We start from the raw sequence: 15,131 nt of genomic DNA on the forward strand, positions 1-15,131 counted from the left end.
GCGAATTGCAATATCGATTGGCCTACTTCGCGTTCGGGTTCGGCATCCAGGCCGGCATCGCGACATCGGCGTGGGCGAACTGCGGCAGCTTGGCCGACAGGTCCTCCATATTCTTGATGTCCTTGTCGAGAAGGTCCTTCTGGGTGATCAGCGTCGGCGGCACGACGACGTTGTGGCCTGGGTCTTCGCCGGCCAGCAGCTGCGCCAGCGCACGCACCGAGACCTGGCCGACGACGGCCGGGTTCGTGGCCGCGGTTGCCGCCCAGGCGCTGTCGGGCTCGCGCATCGCCGCAATGTCGGAGGTCGAGATGTCGGCCGAATAGATCTTGATGTCCTTGTTCAGGCCCGCCTCGTCGACGGCGATCTTCACGCCCTTGGCGAACTCGTCATAGGGAGCAAACATCACCTTGATGTCCGGATGGGCGGTCAGCACCGAGCGCGCCTGGTTGGCGACCGAGTTGGCGATCGGGTTGTCCAGCGTGCCGAACATGGCGACTTCCTTGATGCCCGAGTATTTCTTCTTCACGTCGACCCATGTCTCATTGCGGCGGTCGAGCGGGGCGATGCCCGCGACATAGACATAGCCGGCCTTCCAGCTCTCGCCATTATCCTTGACCGCCTGCTCGAGCGCGAGGCGCGCAAGGTCGCGGTCTGACTGCTCGATCTGCGGGATCTTGGGGTTTTCGACGTTGACGTCGAAAGCGACCACCTTGATGCCGGCGTCGACCGCGCGCTGGGCGGCGTCCTTCATCGATTCCGTCAGGCCGTGCTGGATGATGATACCCTGCACGCCGAGCGCGATGGCCTGGTCGACCATGTCGGCCTGGAGGGCGGCGTCCTGGCGGCTGTCGAGCACGCGCAGGTCGACGCCAAGGGCCTTGGCCTGCGCCTCGACGCCGGACAGATAGGCCTGGAAGAAATCCCCGGTCGAGAGATAGCGCACCAAGGCGATCTTGACGCCTGGCTTGTCGAACGGCGCCGGGCGATCGGCAGCCAGGGCCGTCCCTTGCACCAGCAACGCCGCGCCGGCGAGCCCGAGTGCTGCCTTGCCCAAAAGTCTTCTTGTGATGTTCACGTCGTTTCCTCCACTTGTTGAAATGCAACCCAGCCGAAATCTATGTCCTGCCCCTGCCGGAAAGAGCGAAGGTGAAGACAAGGGCGACGACCAGAACGGCGCCCTTGATGAAATCCTGCGTGTAGTACGGCGCGTTCATCATCGTCAGGCCCTGCAGCAGGACACCGACGAAGACGGCGCCGACAGCCGTGCCGAACGCGTTCGGCTTGGCGGCGCCTAGCACCGCGTAGCCGATGAGCGCCGCGGCGACGGCGTCGAGCAGCAGATTATTACCCGAGGCGATGTCGCCGCGTCCAAGCCGGGCGGCGAGCAAAATACCGCCGATCGAGGCAAAAACTCCTGAAATGATATAGGCCCAGATTTTGTATGCCTTGACAGGCGCGCCGGCGAGTTCGGCGGCGCGCTCATTGGAGCCGACTGCATACATCATGCGGCCGAAGCGGGTGTATTCGAGGAAGAACCAGATCAGCACCGCGAGCACCGCCAGGACGACGACCGAGACCGGAACGAGATTGGGAATGAAGAAGTCGAAGCGGTGGCGGCCGAGCGCCAGGAACGCCTCGCCGAACTTGCCGTTGGCGACCGAGCCATCGGGCATGGTCATGCCGGTGGCGATCGAGCGGCCTTCGGTCGGGATACGCTGCAGGCCGACCAGCAGGAACATCATGCCGAGCGTCGCCAGCAGGTCCGGCACGCGCATATAGACGATCAGCCAACCATTGATGAGCCCAACGATAACGCCGATCAGCAGGCAGACGATGACCGCGATGACAGCGTTCTGCTCCAGCACGACCATGACATAGGCCGCCGCCATCATGGCTGACGTGGCGACCGAGCCGATCGACAGGTCGAAACCCCCAACGACCAGCGTGGCGGTGACACCAAGCGCCAGCACGCCGGTGATGGCGACCGACTGGAAAATGAAGACCGCACTTTGCGGCGAAACGAAACCGTCGGCGGCGATCGCGAAATAAGCGACGAGCCCGAACAACAGGACGATGAAACCGTAGCGGATGGCGTGGTTGCGCTGCGTCATTCAGCGCCCCCGCGCGCCGCTGCCGTTTTTACCCAACTCGAACCCATGCTCTCCATTCCAATTGTCATCGTCAGCTCTTCAATTCCAGCCGGTCAAGCCGCGCGGTGCGGCAGCCCGCCGGCCACCTCGGCCAGCAGGCGATCGAGATCGATGTCCGCGTTGCGGTGTTCGCCGACGATGGTCTGCTCCGACATCACCAGGATACGGTCGGCCGTCTCCAGCGCCTCGTCGAGTTCGGTGACGAACAAAAGCGTCGCGCGGCCATTGGCGCTTGCCCTCAGCTTGGCGGCGATGTCGCGCCTCGCAGAGATGTCGACGCCCTGAAACGGCTCATCGAGAATGAACAGGCTTGCATCCTGCGCCATCCAGCGGGCGACCATCACCTTCTGCTGGTTGCCGCCGGACAATGCCGACATTTCGTCCTTCTCGGAGCAGCAGACGATGCCCAATTCCTGGATCTGCCGGCGCGCCGTGGCGCGTTCCAGGCGGCGCTTGAGCACGCCCAGGTTCGACATCCTTCTCAGAAACGGCAGGCTGACATTGCGCTCGATGTTGAAGCCGCCGACGATGCCGCTAGTGGCGCGATCCTTGGCGACGAGGAAGACGCCGGCGGCGATCGCATCGCCGGCCGAGCGCGGCGCGTAGGGTTTGCCGTTCATCGTCATGGTGCCGGCGAGCGGCCTGCGCACGCCGAACAGCGTCTCGGCAAGTGCTGTCTTGCCGACGCCGACCAGCCCGGTGACGGCAACGACCTCGCCGTCGCCAAGCGTCAGCGATATCGGCCTGGCGCCCTGGGCGATACGCAGGCCCTCGACGGTCAGCACCGCCCGGGCCGAATGCCTGACGACGATCTGGTCGAGGTGGATCTTGCGGCCGAGCATGGCATTGACCGCGCCTTCGTAGTCGAGCGGCTTCTTGTCGAAGACGCCGGACACGGCGCCGTCGCGCATCGAGACGATGCGGTCGGCAAGCCGCCTTATGTCGGACATGCGGTGCGAGATATAGAGGATCGCCACGCCTTGCGCGCGCAGCCTGTCGACCAGCGCAAAAAGCCGATCGGCTTCGGCGCTCGATAGCGATGAGGTCGGTTCGTCGAGGATCAGCACTTTCGGCTGATGTGCCAGCGCGCGGGCAATCGCCACCATCTGGCGATCGGCCAGCGAGAGATCGCTGACGCGCGCCTTCAAGTCGATCGCCAGGTCCATGCGGTCGGCAACCGCCTTGGCCTCGCGACGCACACGGACCGGGTTGAAGAGCACCGGGGCGCCACTGCCGCTCAGCCTGTCCAATGTCAGGTTGGTGGCCACGTCAAGGTCGGCGACGACCCCGTCATTGATGTTCTGGTGAACGGTGACGACGCCAGCGCGGATCGCTTCCGCCGGTCTTCCCGGCGCAAAGTCCTGGCCGGCCAGGGTCATGGTGCCGCCGTCGCGCTCGTAGACGCCGCTGACGATCTTGACGAGGGTGGATTTGCCGGCGCCGTTGGCACCCATCAGGACGGTCACTTCACCGGCATGGAGTTCGAGCGAGACGCCGCCAAGCACCTCGTTGCGGCCAAAGGATTTCCTCAGTCCCTCTACGCGGAACACGGCATTGCCGACCATGCGTTCCTCCCTGCCCGTGACGCTATGGGCTACATCGGCAATTGTCAACACGATTGACAATTGCCAGAGCGCTACCTAGCTTGGCCCCGCCGCCGTGGCTCCGCTATTATGGGGGAACGAGCAGGAGAGGTGAGGATGACCGGGAAGACGCCGTTCGAAGCACTGTCGGTGGAGACGCTCGCCACGCGGCTCGGCAGCAACGAGGCGCTCACCCAGCGCATCGGCGAGGACACCAGCCGCTGGAAGGTGCGCGAGGTCGGCGATGGCAATCTGAATCTCGTCTTCATCGTCGAGGGCGACAAGGGCGCGGCTGTCGTCAAGCAGGCCCTGCCCTATGTCCGGCTGGTCGGCGACAGCTGGCCGCTGCCGCTGAAGCGTTCCTTCTTCGAATATCACGCGCTGGCACGGCAGGAGGCGCGCGCGCCGGGCTCGGTGCCGGCCATCTACCATTTCGACGAGACCCAGGCGCTGATCATCATGGAGTATCTGTCGCCGCACATCATTTTGCGGCGGGCGCTGATCGAGGGCCAGCAATTGCCGAACATCGCCAGGGATATCGGGCTGTTCATGGCCCGCACCCTGTTCCGCGGCTCCGACTTCTCGATGGTGACCAAGGATCGCAAAGCGGATCTGGCGCTGTTCGCCGACAATGTCGAGCTGTGCGACATCACCGAGAACCTGGTGTTCTCCGACCCCTACTTCGACGCCAAGATGAACCGGCACACTTCGCCGCAACTCGACGCCCTGGTCGCCGAGTTGCGCGCCGACCGCGACCTCAAGGTGGAAGCGCAGCGCCTGAAGCATCTTTTCGCCGCCAATGCAGAGACATTGCTGCATGGCGACCTGCATTCCGGCTCGATCATGGTCACGGATACAGAGACCAGGATGATCGACCCTGAATTCGCCTTCTACGGGCCGATGGCGTTCGACGTCGGCATGTTGCTCGCCAATTTCTGGATGGCCTTCTTCTCGCAGCGGGGTCATGAGCAGAGCGCCAAGCGCGACGCCATGCGCGCTTATCTGCTCGATGTCACGGCGCAGACGTGGTCGGTGTTCCGCACCGAATTCTCGCATCTGTGGCGCACGGAGCGCAACGGCATGCTTTATCAAAAGAGCCTGTTCGAGGATCAGGGCGACAGGCTGGGCGCAGAACAGGCGCTCGACCATGTGCTGCACCAGATATGGGACGACCTCCTCGGCTTTGCCGGCATCGAGGTGCACCGGCGCATCCTCGGCCTCGCCCACAATGCCGATTTCGAAACCATTGCCGACGAAGACCTGCGCGCCACATGTGAAGCGAGGGCGCTGAAGTTCGGCCGCCACATCGCCGTCAACAGGCGTCATATTCACAGCATCGACGAGGTCAACAACCTGGCCGCGCTGATCGAACAGGAGAACCGCATTTGAACGTCGGCGAGCGCCACTATCGCACCATCTGGCTGAGCGACGATGGGCGCTCGGTGGAGATCATTGACCAGCGCTGGCTGCCGCATGACTTCCGTATCGTGAAGGTCGACACCGTTAATGGCATCGCCACCGCCATCCGCGACATGTGGGTGCGCGGCGCGCCGCTGATCGGTGTCACCGCTGCCTATGGCGTTGCCATGCAGATGGCGGACGATCCGGCGGATGCCGCGCTCGATGCCGTCTGGGAGACGCTCCACGAGACGCGTCCGACGGCGATCAATCTGCGCTGGGCGCTGGATGAGATGCGGCGGTTCCTGCGGCCGCTGCCGACGGAACAACGCGCCGCAGCCGCCTATCGTCGCGCCAGCGAGATCGCCAACGAGGATGTCGGGCTCAATCGCGCCATCGGCGAGAACGGTCTTGCCATCATCAAGGACATCGCGGCGCGCAAAAAGCCGGGCGAAACCGTCAACATCCTGACCCATTGCAACGCCGGCTGGCTGGCTACCGTCGACTACGGCACGGCCACCGCGCCGATCTACCTGGCAACGGAGGCCGGCATTCCGGTCCATGTCTATGTCGACGAGACGCGGCCGCGCAACCAGGGCGCCCAGTTGACGGCCTGGGAGATGGCCGGCCACGGCGTGCCGCATACGCTGATCGTCGACAATGCCGGCGGCCATCTGATGCAGCGCGGCGCAATCGACATGGTCATCGTCGGCACCGACCGCACGACGGCCGACGGCGACGTCTGCAACAAGATCGGCACCTATTTGAAGGCACTCGCCGCCGCAGACAACGACGTGCCGTTCTATGTCGCGCTGCCTTCGCCGACCATCGACTGGACGGTGGGCGACGGGCTTGCCGAAATCCCGATCGAGGAACGCTCGGGCGACGAGGTTTCGCTGGTGTGGGGCAAGACCGCGAGCGGCGAGATCGCCCAGGTGCGCGTCTCGCCGGAAGCGACGCCCGCGGCAAACCCCGCCTTCGACGTGACGCCGGCGCGGCTGGTCACCGGCCTGATTACCGAACGGGGCGTCGCCAAGGCCTCGCGCGCGAGCCTAAAGGAGATGTTCCCGGAGCGGGGATAGCCGGCTCTCGCAAAGGCCAGGAACCACCTTTCGCGTTCAGAAGGTGCTGCTCTTTGCGATCTCCAGCGAGTTGACGAAATCCAGTGAACGCCGCAGCGCGCTCCGAATGGTGGCCATATCCACCGGCGCGCTCCGCCGTTGGGGATCACGGCGCTGCGGGCGCCGCAGCCGCAATGGCAGTTCGATGCTGACCGGCAGCGTCGCGGGAAGCGTTGCCCAGTACGGTCCGTAGCCCATCGAGCCGTCGCCGATGGCGCAAAATGTCCATCCCTCCCCGGTGCTGACGACATCCTTCAGATGGGCATGCCCAACGGCATCGATGGCATCAGCGATATCTTGCGCCGGCTGCACCGTCTCGTTGCTGTAGGTAAAGACATTTCCGGCGTCGTGGTTCAGGCGCACGTGTCGCGATCCGATGTCCCGAATGAAGCTTGCCCCCATCCGGGCACTGCCGAGCAGATCGCCTTGGCCATGTCCGGGGTTTTCAAGCGCCAGGACGATGCCGACTTCCTCCAGCCTCGGCAGGAGGGCGTCAATCGTTTTGCGGATCGCCGCGCTGTTTCTCGCCGGGCCGGCATTGGTAATCAGGAAGGACGCGCCAAGACCGGCGGCAAAGCCGATGCGGCGGGACAAGGCGTCGACGGCATCGGCCCCCGACAGGTCGAGATGAGCCGACACGGCATTGATCCCCAGCCCGGCATGTTCCGCTGCCTGGCGCAACTTCGCGGCGTGCGCAGCCGCAAACATGCCTTCGTCGAAATCGACATAGCCGCGGATGAAGGCCGGCTCGACATGGAGGGCGCCGGCCGCCGCAATCTCCTCGAGGGCCAATTCCATGGGATAGCCATCGAAGAGCGCGGTCGATACCGAGGTCCGGCGCGGCGAAGGCAGGGCTCAGGCTCCCTTGCCGTAGACGATCAATTCCGAGGCTTCCTTGACCTTGGCAGGAGACAGCGCTTCGCGCCAATCGTCACGGACCACGACGCCCTTGGCGAACCGCATCAGGCGTAGCGCCGCATCGGACGGCACTTTCGGAGAGAAGCCGAACCACATGGCAATCTCGACGTTCAGATGGCCTATCAGGAAGTCCATCGCGGCCTTCCTGGGAATGCCATATTTGCGTTCGCACTCCTCGACAGCCTCGACCATGGTGTCGACGAAGGGCATGGCCACCATTTCGGACAGGCCCGGCTCCAGGATCGCCAATTGTTCGACCGTGACGCGATGGCTGTCGATGATCGGCGACCACATGGCCCTGCACACTTCCTCGCCAAGCGCATAGTGCTCTTCCGGACCTTGCATCAGGGCACAGACGATCGATTGCCTGGCGATGCCGCCATGGTAATCGCGACGCGCGGCCCATTCCGTCTCTTCGCCGAACAGTGGCGGATGGCAGGGATGGCCGACGAAATAGGTGAGATCCGGCCGATCCGCGGGCAAGTCGCCGGCATAGGGCGCTGCCGCATCCAGAATGAGGATCATGGTGCCCGCGGCAAGCATCGGCGAGATCTGCCGCGCCACCTGGCCGATGATATTGTCCGGCAGGGCCATTACCACCACCTTGGCGCCGGGAATGCCCTCGTCCATGGCGACGGCGCCGATATCGGCCTCTCCCAGCCGCTTGCGGCCGGCCTCGCCGATCTCCACGGCGCGGACATCGTAGCCCGCTTCGATCAACTTGCGTGTCACGCGGAAGCCCATCTTCCCTCCGGCTCCAAGCACCGCCACGGATGTCGTCATTTGCTTCTCTCCCATTTGCCTTGATGGCGCGCCGATGGCGCAGATTCAGCCGAACGCTTGCAGCGCGGCTTCGAGCTCCGGATGCGTGGCGGCGTAGTCGCGTGCGGGAACCCCTGCCGCCGCGGCTTCGAAAGCATCATGCAGGCTTCGAACGCCGGCGGCCGGCCCGCCTGGATGCGCCATGATCCCGCCGCCGCAGCAATAGATGAAATCGTCCGAGCCGAGCCTCGTATAGGTCTCGGCCGCCTGCACAGCGGTCTGTCCAGACGAAAACACCGGCATGACCGTATCGGGACGGCCAGCCCGCTCGAACATCGGGGTGAGACAGCCATGGGCCGACGCCATCACCGATTCGTCCGGCTCGCAGAACTTGTTGGACAGCCCGTTGACGTGCATGTGGTCGATGCCCGCCAGACGCCAGAATTTCTGATAGGCGAGATAGCTCATGCCGAGATCGGGAGAGCGGCTGAAGAGGCCCCAGCCGGCCCGATGGCCGTGCAGCGCAACGGCGGAGTGGCGACGCATCTCGATGACGGCGGACAGGCCGACGGAATTCAGGACCAGCATGGCGCAGGTCCCGCCACGGCGCTCGATCAGATCCAGCTGGCGACGCATGGCGTCGATGTCACCGGAAATGTTGGCCGCATACATGACCTTGCGCCCGGTCCTGTCGGCGTGCCCGTCTATCACCGCCATGACCGCTTCGTACCGGTGTTCGAACGGCGAATGCGGAGGGTCTCCCATCAATTCGTCGTCCTTGATGAAATCAAGACCCGCGGCAATCAGCGTGTCGGCCAGGGTCGCGGTCTCCTGCGGGGTAAGACCAACGCTCGGCTTGACGATGGTACCGATCAGCGGGCGTCCTTCGACGCCCGTCAGGCGACGCGTTCCCTCGACGGCGAAGGCCGGCCCTGGATAGGCATCCGCGAAGGCATCGGGAAAGGTAACGTCGAGGAGACGCATGGCCGAGAAATGATGCAGCTCGAACAGATTGCCGAGAACCGTCGACCAGACCGAAGCCAGCACCGTCCCCGTATTCTCGATGTTCCAGGAAAGGCCCACCTTGGCCCGGCGCGGCCTCACGGTCGCATTTTTTGGCGAGCGCGAGAACGGCAACGCCTCGCTGTCGACCTCGGCAACATCGCTGATGAATTCGACGCGGGCTCCGAACTTGCGCAGCAGCTCCGGCGTTTCTCCGGGTATGGCGCGGAAAGTCCCGCTTGATTGTTCGCCCGCCATCGCAGCCGCGGCAACCTCCAGCGGGTAGCGGGTTTCGATCAGATAGGTGGCGCGGAGGCGACCGGACAATGCAGGCTTCCCGACTGGAATGACGTTCACGGAGTGACCGTTAGCACCAAAAAGAAATCATGTCATCATATGAGTTTTCTCGGGCAAAAAAATTTCGGCGGCCGCTCAGCCGGCTCCGCCGCCGGCCAGTTTCGAATAGAGCTCGTTGGCGCGGCCAATGTGGTCGGCCATTGCCGCGCTCGCGCCTTCCGGATCGCCGCCGGCGATTGCCTTGTAGATCCGCTCATGCTCCTCGACCGTCAGCCGCTCGGCGCCTTTCATCGCCACCAGATCCCGCTTGAAACGGGACAGCCATTCGAGCATTCCCTTCGCCACCGCCGCTATCATCGAATTGCCGCTCATCTCCGCAATGACGGCGTGGAACTCCATGTCGGCAGCTACAAACCGGGCTTGGTCGCCCTTTGCCTCGCGCAAATGACGCAAGGTCTCCGCGAGGCGTTCCAAACTCTTGGCCGTAGCGCGCCGCGTGGCTATCCGAACCAGGCCGGTTTCCAGCAAGAGCCTGACTTCCTTGAGTTCTTCAAGCCCGCGAGAGTTCGTCGCCAGCATCATGACCATCGCCGCTGAGACCTGATCGACGATGACATCAGGCGTCGGATTGATGACGCGGGCACGTTCTCCGTGCGAGATCCTGATAAGTCCCATCTGCTGCAGCGACAGCATCGCTTCCCGGATCGAGGGCCGGCCGACGCCGATCATCGTCATCAGTTCCTTTTCCGACGGCAATTGAGAGCCGGGCGGGAATTCGGATGTCGAGATTGCCGCCATCAACCGGTCAAGCACCTCCACATACAGTTTCTTTTTCTGGACCGGCTCCATCCGTCCCTCCCTGGGTGTTCGCGGAACAATCGATCCCGAGTCGCGTCGGCAGACAAGGGTCCCGCCATCGATTGACATTACATATATGATGACCTAACGTCCGTCTACGGCCGGATTTGGACCGATCGCCAGTTGCCGGGGCAGGCCGGCTCCGTTTGGCCAAGGAAAGAACGAAGCCGACGGCTGAGCTCGTCTCGTCCTTAAATCAAAGGAGGTTTCGGCAATCGAGGTTCCGGTGCCCGCTTGCCTATTTGGTATGCTGGTATAACATGTAGCTGGTATGGCGTCTTTCGGAGGATGTCGTAACGGAATGGCAGAAGGCCGACGTATCGGCCGGTGTTTTTTGGGAGGAAAATATCATGAAGTTTTCAACCGTGGCGGCGCTTGCCGGCGCCGCGCTGGTCAGCGTCTCGGCTGTGCCGGCAATGGCGTCACCGGATGCGCCGGTGATCGCGCTCGCCAACGCCTATTACGGCAACACCTGGCGGCACCAGATGGTGGAGGCTTTCGAAGCCTCGGCCAAGGAAGCCAAGGCGGCCGGTCAGATTGCCGACTACGTCGTCATGAACGGCGACGGCTCGGTGGCGCAGCAGAACAGCCAGATCGCCGAGCTGATCCTCAAGAAGGTCGACGTGCTCGCCGTCGATGCCGCCTCGGAAACCGCGGTCAACGGGATCATCGAAAAAGCCTGCAAGGCCGGCATCATCGTCGTTTCGTTCGATTCGGTCGCCTCGGCGCCCTGCAACTACCAGCTCAACTTCGACTTCAAGGGCTACAAGGCAGCCCAGGCCGAGGCCGTCTTCAAGATGATCGGCGGCAAGGGCAACGTCATCCAGGTGCGCGGCGTCAAGGGTTCGGCGCCCGACAACGACATGTTCAACGCGCAACAGTCGGTGCTGGCCAAATATCCCGATATCAAGGTTGTCGCCACGGTCTACGGCCAGGCGACCGCGTCGGTCGCACAGGCGGCCATCGCCAACGTGCTGCCCTCGCTGCCGCATGTCGACGCCGTGCTCGCACAAGGCGGCAGCGACGATGTCGGCATCGCCCAGGCGTTCGTCCAGTATGGCGGCGACTATGCCGGCAAGATGCCGATCATCGAAGGCGGCGGCGGCACCGACTTCGTCAAATGGTGGGCCGAGGAGAACGCCAAGAACGGCTACCAGACGGTCTCGATGAACACCACGCCCGGCATTGGCGGCGCCGCGTTCTGGCTCGGCCTGTCGCTGCTCAAGGGCGCCAAGGCACCCAAGATGATGATCATGCCGGTAGCCACCGTCGATGCCGGCAACCTCAAGGAATATGCAAAGCTGCCGGGCGGCCAGATCATCAGCCCCAGCTATTCGCTCGACTGGGTCAAGCAGAACCTGCTGAGCAAGTAAGGTTGGCAATGCCAGGGACCGGGCGCCGCGGAACGGCCGCGCCCGGTCCCTGCCCGTGAAGAAACGGAGGACGAATGTCCCATCTCGCCGTAGCCGCCCCGGAAGGCGCAGCCGCCGCGGTGCTCGCCGATCCGGCCCGGCAGAGCGTTGTTTCGCTTTCCGGGATCACCAAGAGCTTCGGACCGACGCTGGCGAATGCAGAGATCGACCTCGCCGTCTCCGCCGGCGAGATCATCGGGCTGGTCGGCGGCAACGGCGCCGGCAAATCGACGCTGATGCGCATCCTGTGCGGGGCGATGTGGCCGACTCTGGGCTCGATTTCGTTTGCCGGCCAGAATATCGGCTTCGCCGGCTACGACACGGCGGAGGCACAGCGCCGCGGCATCCGCATGGTGCACCAGGAATTGTCGCTGTGCGCCAACCTCTCGGTGGCCGAAAACTTCTTCCTGGAAATTCCGGCGGATGCCGCCAACCGGCCGGGCTGGCGGGCACTCTACAGGGCGCGCGCCCGCTCGGCGCTGGACGCCGTCTTCCCCGTAAACGGCATCGATGTGAATGCCGAAGTCGGCCACCTCTCCATCGCCGAACGGCAAATGGTCGAGATTGCGCGCGCCGCCGCGACACCTGGCGTCAAGCTGATCGTTCTTGACGAGCCGACCTCCTCGCTCGATCTCGATCGCTCGAGACAGTTGCGGGCCTTCATCCGGGAGCGGGCCAAATCCGGCCTCGCCTTCATCTTCATCAGCCACAAGCTTCAGGAAATCATCGACATCGCCACCCAGGTGGTCGTGCTGCGCAATGGACGCACCGCCTGGCGCGGCGATGTGGCCGAGACGTCGATCGGCAGGCTGGTGCAGCTCATGGGGGGCGACGCCAACTCGATCCACCAGCATGGTACCGCCACCACCGGCAGCCGCGAAGCGCTGGTGCGATTGTCCGGGTTCCTGACGGCCGAACTCGGCCGCGACATCGAGATCGGCCGCGGTGAAATCATCGGATTGGCAGGCCTCGAAGGCAGCGGCCAGAAGGAGTTGCTGCACGCAATCTTCAAGCCCGATTCCGGAACGGATGCGGCCGTCGCCAGGAACGGTGAAGCCGGTTTCATCGCGGGCGACCGCCAGAAGGAAGGCGTGTTCCCCTTGTGGAGCGTGCTTGGGAACATCAGCATCGGCGCCCTGGCACGCCGCCCGGCGCTGGGCCTGGTCTCGGACCGCGCCAACCGCGCGGCAGCGGCGGATGCCGCCGGCCGGCTGCGGCTCGACGAAACCCGCTTCGGATCCAACATATTGGAGCTCAGCGGCGGCAACCAGCAGAAGGCGCTCGTCGCCCGGGCGCTCGTCGCCGACACGCCGATCGTCCTGCTCGACGACCCGACACGCGGCGTCGACATCGCCACCAAGCAGGACTTCTACCGCCTCTGCAACGACATTGCGCGAGGCGGGCGCACGCTCATCTGGCACACGACCGAAGATGCCGAACTCCTGGCCTGCGACCGCGTGCTGGTGTTTTCAGGCGGCTGCATCGTCAAGGAACTGGCCGGCGAGGCGATCACGGAATCAGCCGTCGTTGGAGCGTCCTTTGCCCAGCAGACGGACAAAGCCGCCAGTGCGGGACGCAGCGGCGCTGCCGGCGCCGGTCTTGCCCGCAGGCTGGTGAATGCTGCCCCCTTCATCGGCCTCGCCGCCGTGCTGGCGGTGATGATCTCGGCCAATCCGGCGGTCGCCTCCATTTTCGGGCTCGACCTCTTGCTGATGCCGGCGCTGTCGCTGGTACTGGTGACCGCGGCGCAGATGTTCATCGTCGGCGGCAGCGAGATCGACCTCGGCGTCGGCGCGTTCGCGGGGCTCGTCAGCGTGCTCAGCGCCACGCTGCTCTACGACCAGCCGTGGCTCGGCGCGCTGGCGCTGGCTGCGGCGATCGCCGCCTATGCCGGCCTCGGCGGCCTGATCCAGGCGCGCAAGATCCCGGCCATCGTCGTCACGCTGGGCGCGTCCTTCATCTGGGTCGGGATAGGCTATGCGCTGCAGCCGACGCCGGGCGGCGCCAGCCCCGAATGGCTGTCGGCAATGTTCAACTGGTCGCTCGGCTTCGTGCCAACCTCGATCATCCTCATCGCCGCGGTGGCAATCGTGGTGTTCGTGATCGACCGGCTGCCGCTCGGCGTGGTGCTGCGCGGTTTCGGCAACAATCCGACCGCGATGATCCGTTCCGGCTGGTCGCCGACGCGCTACGCGCTGGTGCGCTACCTCGTCGCCGGGCTGTTCGCCGCCGCCGCCGGCCTGTCGCTGACGGCGATCAATACGGCGAGCGACATCAATTCCGGCAATTCATTCACCCTGCTCAGCGTCGCCGCCGTGGTGATGGGCGGCTGTTCGCTGTTGGGCGGCGTCATCTCGCCGGTCGGCGCCGTCGCCGGCGCGGTCACGCTGGCGTTGATCGGCGCCCTGCTCGGCACGCTGAGCGTGAGCAGCGACTTCAATGCGGCGACGCAGGGATTGATCCTCATCGCCCTGCTGACCTTGCGCAGCCTGACCGCGGACCGCAGGAGCGAACAATGAACGCGCTTGCCGCCTTCAGCCCTTGGGCGCAGAAAAACCGCTGGATCTGGTCGGCGATCGGGGTGCTGCTGCTCTGGCTGGTGCTGTCCATCGTCACCAACCGCTTCAGCCTCTCCAGCCTGTCGGGCATCGTTCTGTCGGCCTCGTTCCTAACGGTCGTCGGCATCGGCCAGATGTTCGTCGTCACCACCGGGCGCGGCAATATCGACCTTTCCGTGGCCTCGGTGATCACGCTCAGCGCCTTCGTGGCGCTGCTGACCATCAAGGGCCAGGACGCCAACCTCGCCGTCGGCGTCGGCGCCGCGATCCTGCTCGGCCTTGCGGTCGGCGCTCTCAACGCGCTGCTCGTCGTCGGGCTGAACATACCGGCCATCATCGCCACGCTGGCGACGGGCTATGTGCTGGCAACCGCAACGCTGCTGTCGAACCGCGCGATATCGGGCTTCGCCGTCAGTCCGCTGTTGAAGACGCTGGCGACGGGCCGTGTCGCGGGCGTGCCGATCATGGCAGTCATCGCCATCCTGGGCGTCGCCGCAACGTCGTTCGTGCTACGCTATACCGTTTACGGACAACTGCTCTCGGCAGTCGGCCAGAACCGCGCGGCGGCGCGACTAGCAGCGATCCGCAACAACCGGGTCATCGCCTCGGCCTTCATCATCTCCTCGGTGCTGGCCTCGCTCAACGGGCTGCTGCTGGGCGCCTATATCGGCGGCGCCTTTCTTGAAATGGGCCAGCCCTATCTCCTGCAATCCATCGCCGCGGTGGTACTGGGCGGAACGCTGATCTTCGGCGGCTCCGCGACGGCGCTCGGCACATTGTTCGCCAGCATCCTTTTGATCCTCATCGTCACCACCATGCAGATCATCGGCCTGCCGCCCGGCGCGCAGGACATCGTCCAGGGCATCGTGGTCATTTTCGTTCTGGCGCTGGCCGGCCGGCAGGTGCTGTCGCGGCGCGCCGCCATCGACCCCGCCGCCCTCGAGAGCGCAGCCGGCGACGCCACGGCGAAACCTAAGGCGGGCGCTGCGGCAATCAGGCCGCAGTGACAATGATTTCTCTTGCCAAGATGGTAGAGTGATCATACCAGTATATAAGGTGACGATTGGCGAGA

At 64.5% G+C, this 15,131-nt stretch carries 12 protein-coding genes; 5 read left to right on the top strand and 7 right to left on the bottom strand.

Annotated elements, in window-relative coordinates:
* Positions 1-22: 22 nt before the first annotated feature.
* The 3 genes from LB541_RS02235 to LB541_RS02245 all read right to left on the bottom strand — a co-directional run bounded on the left by LB541_RS02235 (position 23) and on the right by LB541_RS02245 (position 3,715).
* Positions 23-1,075, bottom strand: a complete 1,053-nt coding sequence (locus LB541_RS02235) for a substrate-binding domain-containing protein (RefSeq protein WP_140555459.1) — start codon at positions 1,073-1,075, stop codon at positions 23-25.
* Positions 1,076-1,115: 40 nt separating this feature from the next.
* Positions 1,116-2,111: an ABC transporter permease gene (locus LB541_RS02240; RefSeq protein ID WP_140520875.1), complete on the bottom strand. Its 996-nt coding sequence runs from the start codon at positions 2,109-2,111 to the stop codon at positions 1,116-1,118.
* Positions 2,112-2,203: 92 nt separating this feature from the next.
* A complete protein-coding gene (locus LB541_RS02245) occupies positions 2,204-3,715 on the bottom strand; it encodes a sugar ABC transporter ATP-binding protein (protein ID WP_224617713.1) in 1,512 nt (503 codons plus the stop codon).
* Between the two features lie 135 nt (positions 3,716-3,850).
* On the opposite strand from LB541_RS02245, the gene mtnK reads away from it, so the two are divergent.
* Positions 3,851-5,122: an S-methyl-5-thioribose kinase gene (gene mtnK, locus LB541_RS02250; protein WP_224617715.1), complete on the top strand. Its 1,272-nt coding sequence runs from the start codon at positions 3,851-3,853 to the stop codon at positions 5,120-5,122.
* Complete coding sequence (gene mtnA, locus LB541_RS02255) at positions 5,119-6,213, top strand: S-methyl-5-thioribose-1-phosphate isomerase (RefSeq protein WP_140878830.1); 1,095 nt, start codon at positions 5,119-5,121, stop codon at positions 6,211-6,213. Before mtnK ends, mtnA begins: the two co-directional genes overlap by 4 nt.
* Positions 6,214-6,249: 36 nt before the next feature.
* On the opposite strand, the gene LB541_RS02260 is transcribed toward mtnA, so the two are convergent.
* From LB541_RS02260 to nanR, 4 genes are all read right to left on the bottom strand, one after another.
* On the bottom strand, positions 6,250-7,050 hold the full coding sequence (locus LB541_RS02260) for a sugar phosphate isomerase/epimerase family protein (RefSeq protein ID WP_140555467.1): 801 nt from the start codon (positions 7,048-7,050) through the stop codon (positions 6,250-6,252).
* 57 nt (positions 7,051-7,107) lie between these two features.
* Positions 7,108-7,953 (bottom strand): phosphogluconate dehydrogenase C-terminal domain-containing protein, encoded by an 846-nt coding sequence (locus LB541_RS02265; protein ID WP_140655663.1) that lies wholly within the window; start codon positions 7,951-7,953, stop codon positions 7,108-7,110.
* 45 nt (positions 7,954-7,998) lie between these two features.
* Positions 7,999-9,261 carry a ribulose-bisphosphate carboxylase large subunit family protein gene (locus LB541_RS02270; RefSeq protein WP_181171567.1) on the bottom strand — a complete coding sequence of 421 codons (1,263 nt, stop codon included), beginning with the start codon at positions 9,259-9,261 and terminating at the stop codon, positions 7,999-8,001.
* A 105-nt stretch (positions 9,262-9,366) separates the two neighbouring features.
* Positions 9,367-10,080, bottom strand: coding sequence for a transcriptional regulator NanR (gene nanR, locus LB541_RS02275; protein ID WP_140497819.1), 714 nt, complete (start codon positions 10,078-10,080; stop codon positions 9,367-9,369).
* Positions 10,081-10,439: 359 nt separating this feature from the next.
* On the opposite strand from nanR, the gene LB541_RS02280 reads away from it, so the two are divergent.
* The 3 genes from LB541_RS02280 to LB541_RS02290 all read left to right on the top strand — a co-directional run bounded on the left by LB541_RS02280 (position 10,440) and on the right by LB541_RS02290 (position 15,066).
* Positions 10,440-11,462 (top strand): ABC transporter substrate-binding protein, encoded by a 1,023-nt coding sequence (locus tag LB541_RS02280; protein WP_140514660.1) that lies wholly within the window; start codon positions 10,440-10,442, stop codon positions 11,460-11,462.
* Positions 11,463-11,536: 74 nt separating this feature from the next.
* The gene (locus LB541_RS02285) at positions 11,537-14,020 is read left to right on the top strand and encodes an ATP-binding cassette domain-containing protein (protein ID WP_224617727.1); all 2,484 of its coding nucleotides are present in this window, start codon (positions 11,537-11,539) and stop codon (positions 14,018-14,020) included.
* Positions 14,017-15,066 carry an ABC transporter permease gene (locus tag LB541_RS02290; RefSeq protein WP_140497813.1) on the top strand — a complete coding sequence of 350 codons (1,050 nt, stop codon included), beginning with the start codon at positions 14,017-14,019 and terminating at the stop codon, positions 15,064-15,066. Before LB541_RS02285 ends, LB541_RS02290 begins: the two co-directional genes overlap by 4 nt.
* The last annotated feature ends 65 nt before the right edge of the window (positions 15,067-15,131 follow it).

Source organism: Mesorhizobium sp. BR1-1-15 (assembly GCF_020165475.1).
Lineage (GTDB): Bacteria > Pseudomonadota > Alphaproteobacteria > Rhizobiales > Rhizobiaceae > Mesorhizobium.